Source organism: Blautia sp. 1001283B150304_161114_C9, from assembly GCF_015668165.1.
Lineage (GTDB): Bacteria > Bacillota > Clostridia > Lachnospirales > Lachnospiraceae > Blautia_A > Blautia_A wexlerae.
This window is the reverse complement of sequence record NZ_JADPGO010000012.1, coordinates 62,136-86,000: the sequence shown is the minus strand read 5'-3', so window position 1 is coordinate 86,000 and position 23,865 is coordinate 62,136. Positions and strand designations below refer to the sequence as shown.

The 23,865-nt window shown below is 42.8% G+C and carries 21 protein-coding genes and 1 pseudogene; 18 read left to right on the top strand and 4 right to left on the bottom strand.

Features of this window, described 5'->3' with window-relative positions; all coding sequences use genetic code 11:
• Positions 1-11 precede the first annotated feature (11 nt).
• From I4V44_RS08285 to I4V44_RS08275, 3 genes are all read left to right on the top strand, one after another.
• On the top strand, positions 12-548 hold the full coding sequence (locus tag I4V44_RS08285; protein WP_022381148.1) for a DUF2284 domain-containing protein: 537 nt from the start codon (positions 12-14) through the stop codon (positions 546-548).
• Between the two features lie 410 nt (positions 549-958).
• Positions 959-1,594: a cobalamin B12-binding domain-containing protein gene (locus I4V44_RS08280; protein ID WP_055054123.1), complete on the top strand. Its 636-nt coding sequence runs from the start codon at positions 959-961 to the stop codon at positions 1,592-1,594.
• Positions 1,595-1,701: 107 nt separating this feature from the next.
• Positions 1,702-3,252 (top strand): PucR family transcriptional regulator, encoded by a 1,551-nt coding sequence (locus I4V44_RS08275; RefSeq protein WP_207744238.1) that lies wholly within the window; start codon positions 1,702-1,704, stop codon positions 3,250-3,252.
• A gap of 102 nt (positions 3,253-3,354) precedes the next feature.
• Here the strand turns inward: I4V44_RS08275 and I4V44_RS08270 are convergent, their stop codons facing one another.
• From I4V44_RS08270 to I4V44_RS08260, 3 genes are all read right to left on the bottom strand, one after another.
• Positions 3,355-3,951: a 50S ribosomal protein L25 gene (locus I4V44_RS08270; protein ID WP_118759333.1), complete on the bottom strand. Its 597-nt coding sequence runs from the start codon at positions 3,949-3,951 to the stop codon at positions 3,355-3,357.
• 368 nt (positions 3,952-4,319) lie between these two features.
• Positions 4,320-5,435 carry a glucose-1-phosphate adenylyltransferase subunit GlgD gene (gene glgD / locus I4V44_RS08265; RefSeq protein WP_022380244.1) on the bottom strand — a complete coding sequence of 372 codons (1,116 nt, stop codon included), beginning with the start codon at positions 5,433-5,435 and terminating at the stop codon, positions 4,320-4,322.
• 1 nt (position 5,436) lies between these two features.
• A complete protein-coding gene (locus I4V44_RS08260) occupies positions 5,437-6,576 on the bottom strand; it encodes a glucose-1-phosphate adenylyltransferase (protein ID WP_118566937.1) in 1,140 nt (379 codons plus the stop codon).
• A 597-nt stretch (positions 6,577-7,173) separates the two neighbouring features.
• On the opposite strand from I4V44_RS08260, the gene I4V44_RS08255 reads away from it, so the two are divergent.
• From I4V44_RS08255 to I4V44_RS08220, 8 genes are all read left to right on the top strand, one after another.
• Positions 7,174-8,574, top strand: a complete 1,401-nt coding sequence (locus I4V44_RS08255; RefSeq protein ID WP_118614574.1) for an exopolysaccharide biosynthesis polyprenyl glycosylphosphotransferase — start codon at positions 7,174-7,176, stop codon at positions 8,572-8,574.
• A 2-nt stretch (positions 8,575-8,576) separates the two neighbouring features.
• Positions 8,577-9,341: a glycosyltransferase family 2 protein gene (locus tag I4V44_RS08250; protein WP_119241261.1), complete on the top strand. Its 765-nt coding sequence runs from the start codon at positions 8,577-8,579 to the stop codon at positions 9,339-9,341.
• A gap of 328 nt (positions 9,342-9,669) precedes the next feature.
• On the top strand, positions 9,670-11,025 hold the full coding sequence (locus tag I4V44_RS08245) for an acyltransferase family protein (protein WP_055054127.1): 1,356 nt from the start codon (positions 9,670-9,672) through the stop codon (positions 11,023-11,025).
• A gap of 235 nt (positions 11,026-11,260) precedes the next feature.
• Positions 11,261-12,568, top strand: coding sequence for an adenylyltransferase/cytidyltransferase family protein (locus I4V44_RS08240; RefSeq protein WP_118341630.1), 1,308 nt, complete (start codon positions 11,261-11,263; stop codon positions 12,566-12,568).
• Complete coding sequence (locus I4V44_RS08235; RefSeq protein WP_196002584.1) at positions 12,565-14,991, top strand: LicD family protein; 2,427 nt, start codon at positions 12,565-12,567, stop codon at positions 14,989-14,991. Before I4V44_RS08240 ends, I4V44_RS08235 begins: the two co-directional genes overlap by 4 nt.
• 24 nt (positions 14,992-15,015) lie before the next feature.
• Positions 15,016-16,176 (top strand): LicD family protein, encoded by a 1,161-nt coding sequence (locus I4V44_RS08230; RefSeq protein WP_118759329.1) that lies wholly within the window; start codon positions 15,016-15,018, stop codon positions 16,174-16,176.
• 11 nt (positions 16,177-16,187) lie between these two features.
• Positions 16,188-17,930 carry a thiamine pyrophosphate-binding protein gene (locus tag I4V44_RS08225; protein WP_118330459.1) on the top strand — a complete coding sequence of 581 codons (1,743 nt, stop codon included), beginning with the start codon at positions 16,188-16,190 and terminating at the stop codon, positions 17,928-17,930.
• Positions 17,931-18,079: 149 nt separating this feature from the next.
• On the top strand, positions 18,080-18,817 hold the full coding sequence (locus tag I4V44_RS08220; protein WP_118587367.1) for an SDR family NAD(P)-dependent oxidoreductase: 738 nt from the start codon (positions 18,080-18,082) through the stop codon (positions 18,815-18,817).
• Positions 18,818-18,904: 87 nt separating this feature from the next.
• Here the strand turns inward: I4V44_RS08220 and I4V44_RS18200 are convergent.
• Positions 18,905-19,063 (bottom strand): annotated as a pseudogene (locus tag I4V44_RS18200) (DUF6783 domain-containing protein); the annotation flags it as partial.
• A gap of 212 nt (positions 19,064-19,275) precedes the next feature.
• Here I4V44_RS18200 and rpmG point away from each other — a divergent pair.
• From rpmG to I4V44_RS08185, 7 genes are all read left to right on the top strand, one after another.
• Entirely contained in the window at positions 19,276-19,425 is a 150-nt protein-coding gene (rpmG, locus tag I4V44_RS08215) for a 50S ribosomal protein L33 (protein WP_025578252.1), read from the top strand.
• A gap of 52 nt (positions 19,426-19,477) precedes the next feature.
• Positions 19,478-19,687, top strand: a complete 210-nt coding sequence (gene secE / locus I4V44_RS08210) for a preprotein translocase subunit SecE (protein WP_008705380.1) — start codon at positions 19,478-19,480, stop codon at positions 19,685-19,687.
• Positions 19,688-19,702: 15 nt separating this feature from the next.
• Positions 19,703-20,218 carry a transcription termination/antitermination protein NusG gene (nusG, locus tag I4V44_RS08205; protein ID WP_008705379.1) on the top strand — a complete coding sequence of 172 codons (516 nt, stop codon included), beginning with the start codon at positions 19,703-19,705 and terminating at the stop codon, positions 20,216-20,218.
• Positions 20,219-20,288: 70 nt separating this feature from the next.
• Positions 20,289-20,714: a 50S ribosomal protein L11 gene (rplK, locus tag I4V44_RS08200; protein ID WP_008705378.1), complete on the top strand. Its 426-nt coding sequence runs from the start codon at positions 20,289-20,291 to the stop codon at positions 20,712-20,714.
• Positions 20,715-20,775: 61 nt separating this feature from the next.
• Positions 20,776-21,468, top strand: coding sequence for a 50S ribosomal protein L1 (gene rplA / locus I4V44_RS08195; protein WP_055200248.1), 693 nt, complete (start codon positions 20,776-20,778; stop codon positions 21,466-21,468).
• 307 nt (positions 21,469-21,775) lie between these two features.
• Positions 21,776-22,471, top strand: coding sequence for a class II aldolase/adducin family protein (locus tag I4V44_RS08190; protein ID WP_118338525.1), 696 nt, complete (start codon positions 21,776-21,778; stop codon positions 22,469-22,471).
• Between the two features lie 155 nt (positions 22,472-22,626).
• Complete coding sequence (locus tag I4V44_RS08185) at positions 22,627-23,850, top strand: ROK family protein (protein WP_196002583.1); 1,224 nt, start codon at positions 22,627-22,629, stop codon at positions 23,848-23,850.
• Positions 23,851-23,865 lie beyond the last annotated feature (15 nt).

Here is a 23,865-nt window from a genome sequence, read left to right as displayed (position 1 = left end):
GGGGTTAGATTATGGATATAAAAAAAATAGAGCAAATGGGAATGGAGCAGGGGTTTTCGCATGTGGTGTTGCTGGATTGTGATACGATTGAGCTGAAGCCGGAGGTTCGACAGATGTGTGCAGCAGATACCTGTCATAAGTATGATAAATGCTGGAGCTGTCCTCCGGGATGTGGCTCTCTTGAGGAATGTGAAGCGAAAGTCCGGCAGTATAAGTATGGGATTATTGTTCAGACAGTTGGTGAATTGGAGGATGTTTTTGATGGCGAGGGAATGATGGAAACGGAAGCCAGACATAAGGAGTATTTTGTGGAATTTGAGAAGAAACTTCGGGAGATTTATCCGGATATGCTGGCGATTGGTGCGGGATGCTGTACGAAATGTAAGGTCTGTACTTATCCGGATGCTCCATGCAGGTTTCCGAAACAGGCTTTCTCATCGATGGAGGCTTACGGGATGCTGGTAACACAGGTCTGTCAGGCCAATGAGCTACAGTATTATTATGGGGATTGTACGATTGCTTATACGAGTTGTTACCTTCTGGAATAATATTTTAGCCGAATCAAGTAAGTCCCCTGCGAAGCAGTTATTTGGTGTAGCGAAGCGGATTACGAATATCTGCTTGATTTAAATCAAGTAAATTCTCTGGTTACTGTTGACTGGTAATATCCCGCGAGGTGTTTTTTGTGAGCGAAGGTCACAGAAAACCCGAGATATACCGCGCGAATTTATGCGATTAGCATAAATTCTGTGCATCGCGAAGCGTGTTACTGAGAACGAAGTGAACAGTAACATTCTCTGTGGAGATTGTGGAAGGGGAAGTCAGTTTTCGTTGTAAATAACAGTGAGCTATGATAAAATACAGATATTGAAAGCGCAGAGCGTGTTTGAAAAAACAAAAAATCCTTCGCCGCAGGGCGGGGGATTTTTGGCAGAAGGTTTAAGGGTGGCTTGAGGATATGACAGTACTGGAACAGTTAAGAAAAACAATTGAAGACGGACATCCGGGGGAGACAGAGAAGCTGGTGAGGGAGGCATTGAAGCAGCATATTCCTGCAGGGCGGATTGTGGAAGAGGCCATGACTCCGGCTATGCGAACAGTGGGGGAGAATTACAAATCCAATGGTGCGGATATTATTAAAATTCTGGCAGCAGCCCGAAGTGTGCGCAAGGGTTTTGAATTGTTGGAGGAACAGGACTCGCAGTTTGGCAGGAGGAATATCGGAACTGTGATCCTTGGAACGGTGGAAGGTGATCTGCATGATGTAGGTAAGAATCTGGTTGCGATCATGTTTCGTAGTGCCGGATTTAAGGTGATCGATCTGGGAGTGGATATTTCTGAGAAGCAGTTTCTGCGTGCAGTGAAGCAGAATCCTGATGTGTCGATCGTGTGTATCTCCTCGCTTTTGAGTACTTCAATCCCGGAGATGGAGCAGGTGGTGAAGTCTCTGAAACGAAGCAACAGTAAGCATAAATTTAAGATTATGGTTGGTGGAGGTGCAGTAACGGAGCAGCTGGCGAAGAATATGGGAGCAGATGCCTATACGGAGAACTGTATTGAGGCTGTGGAAGTTGCGAAGACGTTTATTGTGTGAGAACCGGGCTGACAGGTGCGTATGAGAAAGACATAGTGTGAGTTAAATTGCTATAGAATTGACTGGTAAAATAGGTGCTTCAATTATGTGACAGGAGGATTGTAGACTTGCAGCTGTCATCAGTTTATTTATATGAAAAAATAAAAGAGAAATATGAAATTACGGAAAGGGGAACTTTATCCGGTTCAGACGGATATCTGCGCCCTTTTTTGTGTTATGAAAAAAAAGAAACATTTCGACATGGGCATGTTTATGTGGTACAGAGATATGACAAAGAGTGGGAATCGGCAGTTCTGACTGCTGAAAATATACTCTGGGTATTTTGTGGGAGAGAGGAAATTGATGCCGCATCAGAAGAGCTTCAGCAGATTCCGTATATTCATATTGCACTTGATAGTCTGGAAGAAATAGCAGAATTTATGAATGATGTGCAGGAGATTTTTGATGCGGCTGATGAATGGGAACGGAAGATTCATAATCTGATGTTAGAACATGCCGGAATGGACAGGCTTTTGCAGGTGACATCGGAATTTCTGCAGAATCCGATGACTGTAACAGGACTGGATTTTGCCTTCGTGGCGGAAGCGGGAAGCGAGTATCTGCCGCCGAGGGCGCAGCTGTATACAGATGACGGGTTGAATATGGAATATGTAAATGCACTTTTGCAGAATGAGACTTATCGAGATATGGCAGATACGCATGAATATGTGATGTTTCCGGCTTACATCAGTGGATGTCGTTCGATGAACAGAAATCTGTTTGTGGATGGGAAAGCAACTCACAGGCTGGTTTTGACTGAGTGCAGATCAGAGATTACACTGAGAGTTATCTGTGTACTGGATATTCTGGTGGAGAAACTGGAGTATTTGCTTGTGCATGAAGCGGAGGAAGAAGATCCGGACAGGGATATGGAGCAGATTTTTGTCAGGATTTTGTCGGACAGAACTGCGGATTATATGCAGGTGAGTAGAGAACTGAGTGAACTGGGATGGAGTGGAAATCATGAATATATGTGCCTGATCCTGCAGATTACCTATCTGAATCAGCAGAATCTTTCCACAAAGGCAATCTGCCGATATATTAAGAAGAAATTTGAGGATTCTGTGAGTTTTCTTTATCAGGATGAAATTGTGGCATTTTTTGACCTTACCAGACTTGGAAAAAGCCAGGAGGAAGTAGCCGGAAAACTGGTTTATTTTATCAGGGATACTTATCTGAAAGCCGGATACAGCAGGGTGATGACAGGACATATGAGTCTGAGACGGCAGTATGTGCAGGCGAAGACGGCTCTGGATGTAGGAAGCCGTAAGAAGCCTTATCTGTGGATTCATTATTTCGGTCAGGTGGCATTGACTTATATTTTGGAACAGGCAACAAGAAGACTGCCAGGAACAATGATCTGTCATGAAGGGCTGCTGGAATTGAAGAAGCATGATGAGGAGAATCAGACTCAGTACATGGAGACATTGAGAGTGTATCTGGAGCAGCATCTCAGTGCAACCCAGGCGGCAAGGGAATTGTTTATCCACCGCAGTACGTTTCTTTACAGGCTGGACAGGATTAAGGAAATCCTGCAGTCTGAGCTGGATGATCCGGAGGAAATTTTTTATCTGGAATTGTCATTCAGGCTGCTGGAGCAGGAGCAAGAGAAAGAATAGTACGGGAACAGAATAGTGCAGGTATCTGGAAAGGTCAATTATTAAAAAAAATTCAGGTACGCCTCTGGGCGTACCTGAATAAATGTTAAAAGAGATATTATGTTATTTAGCTTCTTCTTCGGCAACAGCCTCTTCTTCAGCTTCCAGAGCCGGGTCTACGTGAACGGCGGCTACGGATACAACTGCAGCTTCAAGGTCTGTCTTTAAGTCTACATCTTTGTCCTGGGCGATGGCGAGGTCTTTGACTTTGATTACGTCGCCGACTTTCATGTCACCGACATCTACCATAATTTTGTCTACCAGTGCTGATGGGAGAGCTCTGAAGGAGATTTCTTCCAGATGCTGCTGTAATACACCGGCTTCCAGTTTGTCGTGGTTTACAAGTACGATCTCTGCTACGGAATGTACTTTCTCGTTGCTTACCAGTGCCTGGAAATCTATTTCATCCACCTGTCCTTTTAACGGATTGAACTGGATCTCTTTGATCAGTACGTCATATGACTGACCATCTACATCCAGCATAATCTGGCTTCCTTTGTTACTTGTCTTGAGAAGTTTCTCGACAGCAGATTTCTCGATTTTAACAGGAAGAGAACCTTCCATTTCTCTGCCAAATACGTTACCTGTAACGTAGCCTTCTCTTCTTAATCTTTTGGCCTTTGTGTCCATTGTTCTTTTTTCAGCTTTTAAAGTATTCATTTGACTTTTCCTCCATTTTACAGCTGAGGTGACACGCTTGACACTATCTTTAATTTATGAGCATCCGAAATGCTCCAGGTGGTGTTAAGTATTTTTGAGTATTCAGTTGTTTGTTCTTTATCTTTGTTACAGCTGTATTATAACACGCTAAAAATAAAATGCAAGAGGAAAATGTGAAGAATTTGTGAAATCTTATAAATTTGGATGAGACAAATTGTGTATATCTACCTGAAATGTTATATATAGCAATTCCACAAAATAATGCAATCAAGACAGATCATCAGAGTATGGAATTTAAATAAATACAAACAAAGCCCCCGGAAGTGACTACTTTCGGGGGCTTTGCATTTAATCTAATTAATCATTAATTACAGAGTATCATTTCTTCTGATATAACCAGGCTGTTCAGCCGGGGAAACGATTTCTTTTTTATGAACAAGTTTCGCCCATTTGTCGACTACTTCATTCTCTACGTGAACACCCTCACCTACAGTAACTTCAGCGAGAACAACACTGTTTCTTACAACAGCACCTTTTTTAATGACGCATCCACGACCGATTACGGAATTCTCAACAGTACCTTCAATCTGGCAGCCGTTGGAGATTACGGAATTCTTCACATCTGCAGTATTGAAATACTGAGTCGGGCAGGAATCATTGGTACGTGTATAGATTGGCCAGTTATCATGGAAAAGTTCCTGAGCTGACTTGTAATTAAGGAGAGCCATGTTTGCAGCATAGTAACTTGGGAAGTCTGTAATGCTTGCAAAGAATCCCTTGTGTGCAACGCCGCGGATGTCCAGAGTTTCGCATTTATCATTCAGGATGTCTGCCAGTGTATACATGGAAGAAAGATTCTTGGCTTCTTTGATAAGGCTGATGAAAAGCTCTGTTTTCATAACACAGGTATCCATATAAACATACTGATTCTTCTTATTACCATGATTCGGTTCGATGGATTCCACACCTTTCTGGCGGTTCAGTCCCAGAACATTACAGGTAAGATAAGCCTCTTTTGCATTATCAACAGCGTGATAAAGGAGAGTAACATCTGCACCGGACTCAATGTGTGTATGTAAAAACTGGTCAAAATCAATTGAATAAACCATATAGCTCGGGGCAATGACAACATACGGATGATTCATTCTGCTGAGGGATTCCATGTTGTCCAGATAGCAGGAGATATCAGTATTGTAAATATCATTGTCATTATTGTGCTCCGAGAAGAGAAGCTGAAGTTTGCCGCTCTTGGAGTTGATATTGTAATGACGTCCTGTTCCAAGATGTTCTACAACAGAACGGGGTTTATTATTGATATAGACCTGAATACGTTCAATGTTGCTGTTGGTCATATTGGAGATAGGGAAGTCAATGACTCTGTATCTGCCAAGGAAAGAAAACGCACCGATCGGGCGATAATCCTGCATACCATCTACATAAATATTTCTCCCGGAAGAGCTTACGATTCCAAATGCCTTATACATATTATTCTGCCCCCTTTACGCGTTTCGCTACAAGCTCAATGTGTTCACTGTCTGCGGCACCGACAACTGCACCTTTACCGATGCGGACACCGTCAGCTACAAGTGCACGCTGAACAACGGCACCCTCTTCTACAACAACACCCGGCATCAGTACACTGTCGATAATTCTGGCACCTGCACCAATCTTAACACCTGTAAAGAGAACGGAATGCTTAACTTCGCCCTGAACAGCACAGCCCTGTGTGATATATGCATCTTTAACATCTGCTTCTGCGCTGATGTACTGTGGAAGTGCGGTAACATCTTCTGTATAAATCTTCCATGACGGATCACCCAGATCCAGTTCATTCTTGGAACTTAACAGATCCATGTTTGCTTCCCAGAGAGAGTCGATGGTACCAACATCTTTCCAGTATCCTTCAAATTTATATGCATAAAGAGTTCTGTTATCGTTAAGCATAGTAGGGATGATATCCTTACCGAAGTCATGGCTGGAATCCGGATTCTTGATATCAGCCATCAGCATCTTGCGGAGGAGTTTCCAGGTGAAGATATAGATACCCATGGATGCAAGGTTGCTCTTCGGATGCTCAGGTTTCTCTTCGAATTCTACGATACGTCCGGATTCATCAGTATTCATGATACCGAAACGGCTTGCTTCTTTCATCGGAACTCCGATAACTGCGATGGTTGCATCTGCCTTTGCTTCTTTGTGGGCTGCAAGCATCTTGTCATAGTTCATTTTATAAATATGGTCACCGGAAAGAACGAGAACGTATTCAGGATCAAATTTATCAATGAAATCAATATTCTGGGAGATTGCATCTGCAGTTCCGCGGTATACATTCAGATTCTCATCTGCTTTTTCACGTGGAGGAAGAACGTAAACACCGCTGTCTTTGGCATCAAGACCCCAGCGTCCGCCGGCTGCCACATAACTGTTCAGCTGGATAGATTCATACTGTGTAAGTACACCTACAACATCAACGCCACTGTTGGCACAGTTACTTAAAGGAAAGTCTACGATACGATATTTACCGCCGTATGAAACGGCCGGCTTTGCCACTTTATTGGTAAGATCATGCAGACGGCTGCCACGACCGCCGGCCAGGATCATGGCCAACATACTATTTTGTTTCATAATAGTGAACCCTCGCTTTCATTTGTTAGGTAATATTATACATTTTTTCCTGACATTTTTCCATAGGTTTCTGAAAAAAATATGTAAAATTTTCGCTACAAGTCAAGTAAAATCGACGAAAAAATATACATTATATACAAATATCGAGTGGAATTGTAAGACGGGAGGCTGCAGTTATATGTAAATTATGCTGATATATGAATTCTTATTAATTCTACGGAGTACTGCAGACAATCCAATCCATCAGAGAGTAAAGGTCACAGTAACCTGGAATTAGTTACTGTCCACTCCGTTCACAGTAACATAGCCAAAATTCATTCCAGATTGCCTGTGGCAATGGAATTTTGGCTTGTATGTCTCGGGATTTTGGCATATTCATGCCAAAACACCTTGCGGGATAGTGGTGTGTGAACAGTAACTGGAATTACTTTAGTTGTATAAATTTAAGTGAAACAGGTGGACGTATAATAATTCTTACGCTATAATAGGTAAGAATTTATGTTGCTGTGAGCGAAGCAAACGGTAACAGATTTGAAGAAACGTAACTGTGAAAACAATGAACAGTAACAACAGTTACAGAGAAACAGAGGTTATCACGTGAGTAAAAGAGAAGATTATAAACGATTTATCGTATTTTGTCTGGCGAGTCTGGTGGTTCTGGCACAGGCGGCGGTCTTTGCATGGGTGTGGTATTCCGTTTACAGAGGACAGATCGACGAGCCTTTCTGGCGCAAAGGTAACTGGGTACTGATCGCAATCTACGGTCTGATGTTTGCCCTGTTTGCCAAATTGTACGGAGGACTTAAGGTTGGATATCTTAAGAGGATTGATGTATTTTATTCGCTGACACTGGCACTTTTGTGTACCAATGTGGTGGAATATCTGGAGATCACCCTGATCAACAGGTGGTTCCTGAGCGTATGGCCTATGATCGAGATGACAGGAATACAGCTGGTGCTGATCATTATCTGGATATTTGGTTCAAGGTATATCTATTCCGGACTTTACCGCGCACGCCGGCTTCTGGTCATTTACGGTGACCGGGATCCGGGGGACGACCTGATCCATAAGATGAATTCCCGAAAGGACAAATATGACATTAGCGGCAAGGTACACATCAGTGTGGGAGAAGAAAAAATCCATCAGATGATGCAGGATTATGACGGCGTGATCATCTGGGATCTGCATTCAACAGAGAGAAACCGTTATCTGAAATACTGTTTTGCACATTCTGTCCGATGCTATGTGAGTCCGAAGATTTCGGATATCATTCTTATGGGAAGTGAACGCATCCATCTTTTTGACACACCGCTTCTGGTATCCAGAAATATGGGACTGGCAGTAGACCAGCGTGCTGCAAAGAGAGTTATGGATATTCTGATCTCAGGGATCGGCATTATAATCACTTCACCGATCATGCTGATCATAGCGATTGCGGTAAAAGCATACGACAGAGGTCCGGTGTTTTATTTTCAGGACCGTCTGACATTGGGTGGAAAGCCCTTTAAGATCTGTAAATTCCGCAGTATGTGCGTAGATTCGGAGAAAAACGGTGCAAGACTGGCATCCAAGCATGATTCCCGTATCACACCGGTAGGTCATGTGCTGAGAAATCTTCATCTGGACGAGCTTCCTCAGCTTTTCAATGTATTTAAGGGAGATATGTCTCTGGTAGGTCCGCGTCCGGAACGTGAAAGTATCATGCTTGAGTATGAGAAAGAGCTTCCGGAATTCTATTATCGTCTGAAAGTTAAAGCAGGTCTTACCGGATATGCGCAGGTCTACGGTAAGTATAATACAACTCCTTATGACAAATTAAAGTTGGATCTGTTTTATATTGAGAATTATTCCTTCCTGCTGGATATCAAGCTGATCTTTATGACAGTTAAAATCTTTTTCCAGAAAGAAGTATCTGAGGGAGTAGATGACAGACAGGTAAATGCGTTGAAGGATTCCGGGAAAAACGTCGGAGTGTCAGAGAATAAAACGGAGGAATGACAATGAATAAACCGCTGGTATCTGTGATCATGCCGGTTTACAACGGAGAAAAATATATTAGAAAGGCTGTGGAATCCGTCTATGAACAGGGAGTTTCGCTGGAACTTCTGGTTATCGATGACGGTTCTACAGACCATACAGAGGAAGTCCTGTCTGCCTATGAGGGCAGAGAGGACTTTCGGTATATTAAGAATGAACAGAATATGGGAGCTGCAGGCTCCAGAAACAGAGGAGTCGGGCTGGCACAGGGAACCTACATTGCTTTTCTGGATGCAGATGACTGGTGGGAGTCAGGCAAGCTGAAAGAACAGCTGAAACGTCTGGAAGAGACAGGATACGTGCTGTGTTCTACAGGGCGGGAACTGATGAACGCGGACGGAAGCAGTACAGGACGGACAATCCCTGTAAAAGAGAAGATCACCTACAGAGAACTTCTGAAACATAACAGCATCAACTGTTCTTCGGTAATACTCAGAAGGGATGTGGCGCGTGAATTTCCCATGGAGCATGACGACAGCCATGAGGATTATATCACCTGGCTGAAAATCCTGCGAAAATACGGCTGTGCTGCCGGAATCAACAAACCCTATCTGAAATATCGTCTCAGCGAAGGCGGCAAATCCAGAAACAAACTGAAATCAGCAGCCATGACTTACAATGTCTATAGATACGCCGGTTACGGCAGGATCAGAAGCTGTATTTTTTTCTGTTCTTATGCTGTACATGGAATATGGAAATATTGCTACTGTTCACTTCGTTCACAGTAACGTAGCCAAAATTCATTCCAGATTGCCTGCGGCAATGGAATTTTGGCTTGTATGTCTCGGGATTTTGGCATATTCATGCCAAAACACCTCGCGGGATAGTGGTGTGTGAACAGTAACAAAATATTTCCATTGACCGAAATGTTAAGTTTCTATTCCATAAATCGTAAAAATATGTTATGCTTGTTGCAGTAAATATGACTTTGCGGTTAATTGCCCGTTACATTGCTGTGCGTTTTTTGTCTGCCGGTCATCTGAAGAATCTGGCAGAATGGGGTTGTATGTTCACACAGCAGAAGTCAGAAATATGATTAGAGGATAGTACTTAAACATGAAAATAAAAAAAGAGAGAGCGGCGGTGCCGTACTCCTGCCTGATCGATAACATTAAAGTTTTGCTTATCTTTCTGGTAGTATTTAACCATATTATTGCATTTAACCTTGTAAAGGTAGACACTGTAGTGAGATATGTGTGGTATGCGATCACGATTTTTCACATGCCTGCATTTGTTTTTATTTCAGGATATCTGTCAAAGAAACCTCAGAATGTGCTGAAGAATTTTAAGAACCTGCTGATCCCTTATGTTCTGGGATATACCTTAACCTGGTATTCACAGATATGGCTGGGCAGATCTGTAGATTATGAGATACTGCGTCCTACCGGAAGTGTCATGTGGTATATACTGGCACTGTTTATTTACCGCCTTACCATTGAGGCCCTGGGTAAGATCAGATTTATTGTTCCGCTCAGTATCCTGTTCGCATTATGGGCAGGAACCAGACCGGAATTTACCACATTCCTGTCATCATCAAGAATCGTGGTATTTTTCCCGTTCTTTGTTGCGGGGTATCTCTGGAAGAGTGAATATATTACAGCAATCCGTAAATTTAAGGGAAAATGGATCCTGGTGGCAATCTCCGGAGTCCTTTTGTGGGCGATACCGAATTATATGATCCCAAATGAAATGGGAATCGCTATTTTCCGAGGTAATCATGGATATCAGCTCTGTGGCCTGACGGATCCTCAGGGAGTGATCCTCAGACTGCTGATGTATCTGGTATCTTTCGTAGTGGTCTATACGATGCTTGCGTTAGTGCCGGACATCAAACTGCCGCTCACCTATGTGGGACGACATACAATGGGAATTTATTTCTTCCATTATCCGATCATGATCATTATGAATGGTTTATACATCCTGATGCTTCCTGCAATGAACAATGTATGGGTGCTTCTGGGAGTATCACTGGTATTTGTACTTGTACTGGGAAGTCTGCCTGTGGATCTGCTTTATACGGGTGTTCTGAATCTGATCGCATTTATCCTGATCAAGAAGGATAAGACAGTCAGAGATGAAGGTCTGGAAGAAGAGTATGACAGCGAATATGATGAATATGAACTTCTCAGAAGAAAGAAAGCCATCGCAGAGCTTGCGGCAACGCTTGATTCAGAGAGTGAGCAGGACGGACATGTGGAGAAAGTAAATATGGACGAGGATACACCGGATCATACTTCTTCCGACAGTCATGAAGGCTTCAGCAATGTGGCCGGCATGGAGCTGGAGATTGAAGAGGATAATCTGGATGATATCCCTGATGAACTGATCAAAGGGGAAGAGGAGCTTTCGCTGGAAGACCTGATCCAGGAATTGGAAGCTACTACCAGAAAGATGGACAATAAAGAACCATAAACACAAAGGAAGAGTTTTGAGATACAAAAACAGTATTTCAAAACTCTTCTTTTTGTAAAGTTAACGCGAATTTAACATTTTTGTAACGGACAGGTGACGGAAGTTGGGAAGTATGATATAATCAAAGTATCTATCGTATGGAGGTTACTGTGAACGTAGTGAACAGTAACGTATGGAGCAGGAAAACTGTTCGGCAAAATAAGAATATTTTTTTCAGGGGAGTTATGATGAAAGAATGAAGAGAGTAATCACATATGGCACTTTTGATCTTTTTCATAAAGGCCACTACAATATTATCAAAAGAGCAAAAGCACTTGGTGATTATCTGATCGTAGGTGTCACAAGTGAGAGCTTTGACATTGAGCGGGGCAAACTCAATGTGCGGGACAGCCTCATTAAGAGAATCGAGAATGTGCGAAGGACGGGGCTGGCAGATGAGATCATCATTGAGGAATATCAGGGACAGAAGGTCAATGACATCATTAAGTATGATATTGATGTCCTGGTGGTAGGATCTGACTGGAGAGGGAAATTCGATTACCTTAAGAACTACTGTGATGTAGTTTATCTGGAAAGGACCAAGAATATTTCCAGTACAAAGCTTCGCAGTGAAGGTGTTATCTTTAATATGGGAATCGTGACGGATGACATCCGGGATAATGATTTTGTGGAGGAATCCAAATATGTCAGCGGAGTTCATGTGGAACGTGTATTCAGCGAGGATCACGAGACTGCACAGAGATTCTGTGATAAATATGAGTTAGGTTCCTGCTGGAACAGCTATGATGAATTTCTGGCAGATGTAGATATTGTTTATATCAAGACATCGCTGAACCGGAGAGCAGAATATATTGAGCGAGCGCTGAAAAAAGGAAAATATGTGATCAGTGATTCGCCCATGACACTTTCCTCAGAGAAACTGCGCTACCTGTTTCAGGTGGCAAGGGAGAACAATGTGGTTCTCATTGAACGGACCACACTGGTCTACCTGCGGGCGTTTAATCAGCTGGTATGGCTAGTACACAGTAACCTGGTGGGAGATCTGGTAAGTGTCAAATGTGCAATCTCCCAGGATGATTTCGAGGGCGGCAGGACTTTTAATGAGACGGTCTGCACAGCTATCTGCGCAGTACTGAAACTGCTGGGAAAAAAATGCCAGGATATCAACACCAATGCGGTCCGCAATCAGGAAGGCCGTTTTGTATATGATATGATTTCCATGAAATACGCCGGTGCACTGGCGACTATTGAGATCGGAACAACGGTTGACATTGAGAATGAACTTGTGATCATCGGAAGCAACGGCAGGGTAACTATCCCTAATGACTGGTGGAACACCGGATACTTTGAAGCCAATATTTCAGGAAAAGAATTTCTGAAAAGGTACAGCTTTAACTTCGAGGGAAATGGTTTCCGCTATCTGCTGCAGGAGCTGATGATTATGATCAGAGACAAACGGACAGAATGTACCCGGCTTTTCTATGATGAGTCGGTAAAAATAATAGAAATTTTGGAAACAATCAACAGAAAGGACAATTCATGACGGAGAAACAGAAATACCTCCTGAAGCTTTTCAGGGAGGTTGATGAAATCTGCAGAGAACATAACCTCAGATACGTGTTGGCAGGAGGCTCCCTGATCGGAGCTCTCAGACATGAGGGATTTGTTCCCTGGGATGATGATGTAGACCTTTATATGCCACGTCCGGACTGGGAGAAATTCATAGAGATATGCAAAACAGAACTCCCGCCTGACAGAGAGATACAGTGTTCGGAGGTGGACAGAAACTATACAAATTCATTTCCGCGTTACGCATCCACAAATACCTGTGCCATCCATAAGAGCCAGATTATCGGGAAGGACTGCGGCGGAGAAATCATAGACATTCTTACACTGGATCCTATTCCGGCTGACGACAAAGAATACGAGAAATATAGAACACACATGATGATCTACTCAGATCTTATCAATATTTCCGTAGGTTACAGTGACCGCTGGGAGATACCTGCATCCATGTATCTGAAGTATCTTCTTTCTTATATTTTTCTTGGCAAAAAAAGGACACTGGCAAAGCTTGAGAAGATCATGTTCTCTTATAAAGAAGAGGAATGTGACCGTTATGCCATGCGCTGGGGCGGCTGCCCGTTTCTTTTCGATAAGGATATGATGTTCCCTGTAAAGGAGGGCATCTTTGAGGGAAAAAAGGCAATGATCCCAAATAAGTGCAGTGACTATCTGATCTGGCATTATGGAGACGAGTGGTCATATATGCCTCCTCATGATAAGAGGGAGGGTCATGTAGCAGTGTGTGTAGATGATCTTCCTTATCAGGAGCTACGTGAAGAATACATGCCGAAGATCAATAAGGAAAGATTGCGCTGGGACAGTGTGTTCCGAAAGTTCTACAATATGCGCATTGCGAAAAAAAACCATAAGGTCCGCCAGGATGGGCTTGCAATGAAAGCCCACGCTGTTGCACTGGACCTGCAGAGAGCAATCGATGAATCAGGACTTAAGATCAGAGAGCTGGTGGAAAGCAGATCTTTCCGTAAGCTGAGTGCACTTTTTGGCTCTTATTATAAGAATCAGCTCAGTGCTGACTTTATCGGAAGAGAAGACTATACCAACATTTATGCTTTTTATCATCCAACACTTGTGGAGATACCTGACGATGTATTCTATGCGGCAATGCTTACTCTGTTTTATACAGAACGTGTGTCAAAGGTATATCGGATGATGCAGGTCCGTCAGCAGCTTGACCATCTGAGTCCTGAGATGGAGGGACTGAAAGAAGATATTGAGTTTTTCAGGAAAGCTGCGGATCATTATGAATTCCATCGGATAAAGGAGGCAGAACAGATCGTCAATGAGCTTCTGAAGAAATATCCAGGACATCCGGGATTTATGAAATTTAAGTGCAGGTTTCTGATGGAGGATGCGGGAGAGAACCGGGTCGAAGCAGAACGTTTTCTTGATAAGGCTCTTAAGATGTTTCCTGAGGATGGTTATTTCCTGAAATATAAGGCAGATATCCTCTGGATGGATGGCGAGATGCAGAAAGCGGCAGAGCTTTATCTTCAGGTAAAGAATAAGACAACTAACGGAATTGTATGGATGGAGATGGATAGATTCTTCAGAGGATACAAATCTGAAATCCTGAAAAGCTGTGAAGAGCTTATTGCAAACCACAACAATAAGGAGGCTCTCGCATTGATGGAGTTGTGGAGTCGTCTGATACCTGAGGATGATGATATCCAGGGAGCATTATATCTGGCAAAAACAGTGTGTGCACGTACGCAGAGCGAGATAGAGAAAGAAATCGGTGAAATCCGGGCTGTAATCGGCACACAGATGATCACGCCAGTCAGTGTGGAGAAAAATCCGGGAAAAAGCAGAAAACAGATAAAATCAGATAGAACATCAGATGAAACATCGGCTGATGATGTGAATAAAAAAGTATCAGATCCGTCAGCAGAAACTGAAGAAGTTAAAGCGCCGGCGGATATACAGGTTAAAGTTTCAGAAGAACATAAGATGTACAGGAAAGCTCTTACAAGAGCATGGAAGCGGCTGGGGTATTCCGATGAGCTTGCAGAACTGCGCACCCAGATCATCTGTACAGGTGAGGAGAGCGAACTGGAGTGGCTTGCAGAACAGGTACGAAACCGTCAGTTCCGCAGAGAAGAGAAAGCCTGCGCTTATAAGCTGGTGGGTGATGTCAGGATGAAACAGGGACAGACCAGGGAGGCCTTTGCAAATTATAAGAAAGCACTGGAATATGAGATGCCTTCTTATGTAAGAACAGAACTGTACCGTATTTTTATCAATGATCTGAACGATGGCAGCAGACAGGCGAAAAGCTTTGGAAAGAAGACGGATATTACAGTTGTGCTTGATAAATGGCTTGATAAATATGAAAGTATTGAAGATATTAAGAAGATCGTGCAGACTGTAACTGTTAAGTGACATCAATAGAAATGGAGTAAAGAGTTGAACAAAAAACAAAAGGTGATTTTATCATTATTACAGGAAATCGATGAAATATGCCGCCGGAATAAAATAGAATATTACCTCTCTCCACGACTGACACTCTGCGCAGTGGAAGGGCATCCTTTCCCACAGAATCCCATGTTTGGAGTTGTGCTGATGAAAACAGCGGATATGGAACGGTTCCGTCTGGCTGTGGATGAAGATCCAAGGGAAAAGAGAGCGCTGGAATCCATGAAGAGCCACAAATGGTTCTCAGGATTTTATCTGAGATACACCAATACAGATACTCTGTGCCTGAATCTGGACAACACCAGAGACTACGCATTCCCGGGAATAGGAGTCAATATTTTTCCGCTCAGAACGCCGGCAGCTTCTGTAAAAGCAGAACGCAGATTATCCAGAGATGAGAATGCATGGACAGAGCTCTGTCATATCAACTATGCAGATAGAAATTTCAGGAGCAGGGTGAACCGTACAATTATGCGGCTGCAGTGCATGGTAACCGGGCGCCAGGGACAGGCTGCACATTTGTATGACAGGCTTGTCAGATCCTGCCAGCAGCCCGGAGCAAATAAATATATCCTCAAAAGAAGAAAACAGACTACCGTTTTCCCTGCAGAAATTTTTGCGCAGAGTAAACGTGTCACTCTGGAAGGCGCAGAACTCCAGGTTCCGGCAAAAACCGCAGAGTATCTTACCATAAGCTATGGAAAGAATTATAAAGATGTAAAGGAACCCCGCTATGTGACACCCATTGCGCTGGCAGTCAGTGCGAGGGTAAGCTATACACAGTTCTGGAAAGAATCCGGAAACTTTGAGAAATACTGTAAAGAGCGAATGAAAAATGCCCGCAAACTTGCCAGAAGCAGGCGGCACAAAGACTACTTCAATGAATGCTGGGATTATGTAGAGTTCTGTGGGGAGCGCATGAATCTGGGTGTTTCCTATGAGAAGCAGAAAGACTACATTAAGAACTTGTATAAGAATGAAGATTATATGACACTTGAGAGGGTATTTCGTCCCTATTTCAAGATGATGCAGAAGAGTCTGCAGAAGAACGAACTCTTTGCAGAGGACGAAGAGATTTTTGACATTTATGTAGACGTACTGGAGAAAACAGGAAAGACAGTACAGAGAAGTAAGATCGGCACGCTGATCTGACGGGAGGGAACATGAAACTTTCAGATTATATTGTTACGTTTTTGCAGAAAAAAGGAATCCGTCATTTCTTTGGATACCAGGGAACGATGATCGCACATCTGGTAGATTCCATTGAAAGAAATCCGGAGACAGAGAATCATTCCAGTTACAATGAACAGGGGGCAGCTTTCGCAGCCTGCGGATACGCACAGGCGAAGGAAGAATGTGCCTGCGCCTATGCTACCAGCGGACCGGGAGCCATCAACCTTCTGAGTGGTGTGGCAGATGCCTATTACGACTCTCTGCCTGTGATCTTTCTCACAGGACAGCTGAACACTTATGAGTATTCAGGGATTAAGGGGCTGCGTCAGCAGGGATTCCAGGAGACAGATATTGTGGCAATGGCGAAACCGATCACCAAATATGCTGTTCAGATACGAAACCCTGAGGACATTGTGGAGGAATTAAATAAAGCATACCATATTGCAACCACAGGACGCAGAGGACCGGTGCTCATCGATCTTCCCATGAATATCCAGAGAAGTGAAGTGGAGAACCCGGTCTATGATATGACTTTTGAGGACAAACACACAGATGTAGTCGCAGCACAGCAGGCGGCAGATACGATTCTGGAAGCACTGGAACAGGCAAAACGTCCGGTGATCATGCTGGGCCATGGCGTGGACAGCAGCTTCAGCCAGCAGAAACTGATCCGCTTTGCACAGAAGAGACAGATTCCGATCATCACCAGCGTTCTGGCGAAATCAGTTCTGGGATACGACCATCCGCTGAATTTCGGGTGCATCGGCGGTGCCTATGGACACCGTTATGCAAATATGATCGCCAATGCAAAAAGCGATCTGCTTCTCTGTTTTGGCATTTCTCTGTGTACCAGACAGATCGGAACCAAAGTACATGAATTTGCTAGAGGTGCAAAGATCATACGTATAGATATTGATCCATACAATCTTCAGAGAGATATCCATGAGAATGGTGAGAATGAGGTAAAGCTTCAGGCAGAGACAGGAGCAGTGATTGATTGTCTTGCAAAAGTGGATGATCCTGATATAGAGGGTGTAAGTGACTGGTTGAATGTCTGCACAGAGATTAAAGAAAATCTTCAGGCAGTTGATGATGCCACACCAGAAAGATATCCGAACCGTATGATCGCAGACCTCAGTGATATGCTGGAGGATACCTCCGCGATCGCAGTGGATGTAGGACAGCATATGGTATGGAGTTACCAGTCATTCAAGAATCATGAAGGACAGAAACTTCTCTTCTCCGGCGGACATGGAGCTATGGGCTACGGGCTTCCGGCAGCTATCGGAGCGTATTATGCAACCGGAAAACCGACCGCCTGCATCTGCGGAGACGGTGCACTCCAGATGAATATCCAGGAACTGGAGTGGGTGAAGAGAGAGAATCTTCCTGTTAAGATCATGGTTATGAATAATGAAGCACTTGGCATGATCCGTCACCTGCAGAGAGATTATTTTGACTGTCTGTTCGCAGGAACCACAGACGGCTGCGGTTTTGCTTCCTGTAATTTCGCAGAGGTGGCAAAGGCTTACGGCATTCCTGCACTGAGAATGCTCTGCGATGCAGTCAGAGAAGAAGCACCGGAATTTCTGGAAGGGGAAGGCCCGAAACTTTTGGAAGTTATGCTGGAGCATGGAACTTTTGCATATCCCAAGACCTGTCTGGGTGAACCGATCCACAATCAGCAGCCCTATGCACCGAAGGAAGTTTATGACAGACTGATGGAATTGTAGGAGTGAAGAATATATTTCGGTAATGTGGAATATATAAATATAGAAGGAATTTTTTTGCAGGCAGTCCGTTTTATGGAAGTGGGGAGACTCCCGCATGACAGAGAACAGATCTGTCTGTATTATAGATGAATAAAAAGAGGGAATATAAAATGAGCAAGGTAACAGTGATCACAGGCGGCACCTCCGGAATCGGACGCGGTATTGTGGAGAAGATACTGGCAAACTCAGCAGAAGATGATATGATCTTTGCCACTTACGCCCACAATGCATATAAAGCCAATGAATTCTGGGACAACCTGAAACCGGAAGACCAGGAGAAGCTTATTATTCTGAAAGCGGACATGTCTTCCTATGACGATATGATGAATTTCGTCGGAGAAGTAAAAGAGAAAGCAGGACATGTAGACTGGCTGATCAGCAATGCGGGAATCAGCACTTACGATAAATTTCAGGATTACACTTTCGAGGAATGGAATAAGATCGTAAATACCAACCTGTCTGTACCTGTATTTATGATCAAAGAATTTATGCCTGTTATGACAGAGGGCGGAAGAGTACTCTTCATGGGTTCCTATGCAGGGCAGCAGGCATACTCATCCTCTCTGGTATACGGCGTGACCAAGGCTGCCATCCACTTCCTTACCAAATCGCTGGTAAAGGAATTTGAGCCAAAAGGCATCACAGTCAATGCCATTGCCCCCGGTTTCATCCAGACGCCCTGGCATGAGAACCGCACACCGGAAAGCTACGAACGCATCAACCGCAAGATCGCACTGCACAGATTCGGTGAGATCAAAGACGTGGCAGATATGGCGTACAGTATACTTACCAATAACTACATGAATGGAAGTATTGTAGATATCCATGGAGGATATGATTACTTCTGATAAAGTTCAACAGAAGAAAAATATTTCTGGAGAGCTAGAGCGTGTCTGAAAAAGGCTTTCTGCAAGATGTGCGTCACAATTTGTGGGATATTTTGCCCGGATGAGGGCGCCGTAGCGGGCTACGGCAACTGAATTCGGGTGAAATATCCCGCAAAGTGGGGCGTGTAGATTGCGGGAATGATTTTTCAGACACACTCTATGGCAGATTGAAGAAAAGGATATGGGTATTTTCAGAAGAAATACCATACGGCGTCGGATAGCTGCGTTTCCTGTAAAAAATATGCGATGAAATATAGGCATAAATAATAAGAAAAGACTTGACTTAGGCATGCCATGTGTGATAAACTTGACAAGCGACATGGAAGTTAGGTCTTTTTTTTATGCCCGAAAAGATGACGGATACATCGTCCGGCATGAGGAAAATGACCATGCAAATGAAAACACTGGAGGTGGAAGTTGTGCGCGTTAAGATTACATTAGCATGTACCGAGTGCAAGCAGCGTAACTACAATATGACTAAGGAGAAAAAGAACCATCCTGAGAGAATGGAAACTCAGAAATATTGTAAGTTCTGCCGCAAACACACTCTGCATAAGGAAACAAAGTAATCCAAGGTAACTGGACGAAACAGTTACTCACAGAGAATTGTGAGGTCAGGCTATGCAAGGAAATGAAAAATCTGCTGGCAAGAGCCAGAAGAAGAGTTGGTTTCAGGGACTTCAGTCAGAATTCAGGAAGATTGTCTGGACAGACCGCAATGAACTGATTAAGCAGACTATCGTGGTAGTTTGCGTGTCGATCGTGCTTTGCGTACTGATCAGCGTCATGGATTCATTTATTCTCGAAGGCATTAATCTTTTAATGAAATAAGGATAAGGTGATTGTATGTCAGAAGCGAAATGGTATGTTGTTCATACTTATTCCGGGTATGAGAACAAAGTAAAAGTCGATATTGAAAAAACCATCGAAAACAGACACCTGGAAGACCAGATCCTTGAAGTTCGTGTTCCGCTGCAGGAAGTGGCTGAGCTGAAAAACGGGGCTCTGAAACAGGTTCAGAAGAAAATGTTTCCTGGCTATGTACTTCTCAACATGGTTATGAATGACGATACATGGTATGTTGTCCGTAATACCAGAGGTGTGACAGGCTTCGTTGGACCAGGGTCCAAGCCGGTACCGTTGACCGAGGAAGAGATGCTTCCTCTTGGTATCAAGAAAGAGGAAATTCAGGTCGATTTCGCAGAGGGTGATACAGTTGTTGTCACAGGCGGTGCCTGGAAAGATACCGTTGGTGTTATCACTGCCCTTAATGTGCAGAAACAGACAGCAACAATCAATGTTGAACTTTTCGGCCGCGAAACGCCGGTAGAAATTAGTTTCGCAGAAATCAAACAGATGTAACAAGCAAAGGTAACAATATCGTGGGAGGGACCATAAACCCCCGCCAATACCACATAGGAGGTGCCGAAAAATGGCAAAGAAAGTAACAGGATATATCAAATTACAGATTCCGGCTGGTAAAGCAACTCCAGCACCACCTGTAGGTCCAGCTCTTGGACAGCACGGTGTAAATATCGTTCAGTTCACAAAAGAGTTCAATGCAAGAACAGCAGATCAGGGAGACTTAATCATTCCTGTAGTTATCACTGTTTATGCAGACAGAAGTTTCAGCTTCATAACCAAAACTCCGCCGGCTGCAGTTCTTCTTAAGAAAGCTGCTAAGATCAAATCCGGTTCCGGCGTACCGAACAAGACAAAAGTTGCTAAGGTTACTAAAGCTCAGGTTCAGGAAATCGCTGAACTTAAGATGAAAGACTTAAATGCAGCATCCCTTGAAGCAGCTATGAGCATGATCGCTGGTACTGCAAGAAGTATGGGAATCGAAGTAGTTGATTAATTTTAATATTAAATAGTAAGTGGGAGGGCGTTCCCCGCAAATACCACAGGAGGTTATAGAAATGAAACGAGGAAAGAAATACGTGGAAGCTGCTAAAGCAGTAGACCGCGCTACATTATATGATACCGCAGAAGCTATCAGCTTAGTTAAAAAAGCTGCAGTTGCTAAATTTGACGAAACTATCGAAGTTCATATCCGTACAGGCTGCGATGGACGTCATGCAGACCAGCAGATCCGTGGTGCAGTAGTTCTGCCACATGGTACTGGTAAAAAAGTTCGTGTTTTAGTATTCGCTAAAGATGCTAAAGCTGAAGAAGCAAAAGCAGCAGGTGCTGAATTCGTAGGAGCTGAGGATCTTATTCCGAAGATCCAGAACGAAGGATGGTTAGACTTTGACGTTGTTGTTGCAACTCCAGATATGATGGGTGTTGTAGGTCGTCTTGGTCGTGTACTTGGACCGAAAGGTTTAATGCCAAACCCGAAAGCTGGTACAGTAACAATGGACGTTACTAAAGCAGTTCACGATATCAAAGCAGGTAAGATTGAGTACCGTCTTGATAAAACCAACATCATTCATGTTCCGGTTGGTAAAGCATCCTTTACAGAGGAACAGTTAAGCGACAACTTCCAGACGCTGATCGATGCTATCGTTAAGGCTAGACCAAGCACACTGAAAGGTCAGTATTTAAAGAGCGTTGTTATTACTCCGACAATGGGACCTGGTGTGAAGATCAACCCGATGAAATTAGCATAATAGATTTTAGCAATTTAAGACTCCCGGAGATTCTCCGGGGGTCTTTTTGCGTTGTGGTTAGTGTAAAATGACTGAATTTTTGGAACTATTAAAATTATATTTTTTATGTAATTATAACGAAAACGATTTTAATATCTAAAGAATTAAAACGAAAAAACAATAAAAAAAGAAGAAATGTACAAACGCCAATGCCAAAAATTATAGAAAAAGTCAAAAATAAACAAGACTATTGACATTGATTATAAATTGAGATATATTAATTATATCGAAAAGATAATAAAAACACACAAGGGAGGGCATTTAAACAATGGAAAATATACGTGAACAGATGGAAAAACTGGAAATTTCATCGGAAGCGATAAATGAAGTTCTTTTTGTAGCAAAACGTATGGATGATAAAGGTCTTGTTAATTCTTTCGCCGGTAATATTTCTACTAAAAAGGACGGTAAGATTTATATTACACCTACAGGACAGAATAAAGGACTTCTTACACCGGAAAAAATTGCAGTTATTAATGAAGATGGTGAAAGAATCTGGGGTATGAAAGAAACTTCAGAAGTAATTATGCATTCTATGGCTTATGATATCTGCGAAGCAAATGGATGGGATGTAGGTGGTGTAGTTCACAGTCATTCTAAGATTCTGACAGCTTTTTCAATGGCTTGTATGGATGTAGAGACAGAAGCACTTCCTGAAATGATGGGTAATTTCCACAAGATTCCATGTGTACCATATGGAGCACCTGGAACAAAGTACATCCTGACAATGGCAGAACCATATCTGGCAGATGGTTACAGAATTGTTCTTCTTGGAAATCATGGAAGTCTTGCAGTAGGAAAGACAGTTGAAGATGCTATGAATGTGGTAGAAGCTTGTGAGTCAATTGCAGAACAGGTACTTATTACAAAATATATATTAAAATCTGAGGCACCTCTTGATAGAGATGAAGTTGCAAGATTTTTTGATATTTATAAAGAAAATAGAGAAAAACGTAAAAAATAAAAAACTAAGTACGAAACCTCCTGCTTCTGTTATACTTACTATATAATGTGAGAATTGTGGGAAATGCAAAGCATCGGAGCAATTTGCATATATCAGGTTAGGGAAAAAATTTTTAAACTTGCCATCATTATATAAAATAAGAAGGGGAATAGAGTATGGAGATGGATTCAATCTTAGAAAACCGTAAAAATTATCAAAGAAACAAAATGCTGAGTGTCATCAGATTGCATGAAAATATTTCTCGAAATGATGTTAAAAAGATCACTGCTTACAGTATGACAACAGTATTGAGTACAATAGATGAGCTGATTCAGGAGGGTCTGGTTTACGAAGAAAGCTGCAATGATTCAAGAGTAGGGCGGAAACCTGTATGGCTTCGTATTAATTCTGAGGGTGGATATTTTCTGGGAGTCGAATTTAACAGGAATGCAATTCATTGTGTTGCTTTGGACTTTACAGGAAAGCTTATTTATGATGCAGAACGTAATATCGAAACCAGTGAAAAAACTGCAGATCAGGTATTGGAATTAGTTAAGAAGATGATCTATGACGGAATTGCATTTCTTGGAGAGAAAAGCAAAAAAGTTATAGGAATAGGAATAGGTATTCCGGGATACAGCGATGCGAACAGGGGAATTGCAATTTCGTACAGTCATCTGAAAGACTGGAAGAATATTCCTGTAAAAGATATTCTCGAAAAGGAATTTCATGTTACGTGTTATATGGATAATAACGTTAATGTGATGATTTTTGCTTACAAATGGCTGGTATATGGAGGAAAATGTGAGGATATGCTTTTTGTTTCCATACGAACGGGCGCTAGAGTGATTCCAATCATAAATAATCAGCCAGTTCGTGGTACTTGCGGATATTCCGGAGAGCTGGGACATGTAAAAGTCAGCGGTGGAAGCAGGATTTGTTCCTGCGGACGTTATGGGTGTCTGAACTCGGAAATATCTGATGTAGCAATTGTCAATAAGATAATTGATGGAATCAAAGTTGGAAGATTCAGAGAAATTGCGGAAGCTGTTCAGGGAGACATGGATAAGGTGACAATGATGAGTTTTATCAATTCTGTCCGGGAAGGACATGCGGATTCGTTAAAACTTCTGGATCAGGTCAAAGGATTCATAGCAGATACCTTAAGTATGCTGGTAAATATTTTTGCACCAAGAAAGATAGTTTTGTTTGGGGAACTGGCAGAACTGGGGGATATACTTTTGGATGGTGTAAGAGAAAAAGTCAGTGAAAATATTATAAAAGAAAATAGTAACGGACTGAAAATTATGGCATCAGAATTTGGAAGAAATCTGGGAGCTATGGGAGCTGCAGCAATGGTAATGCAGAATGCATTTGAATTTCTGGAAGAAAAAATCTGAATCTGTTGAAGCAGT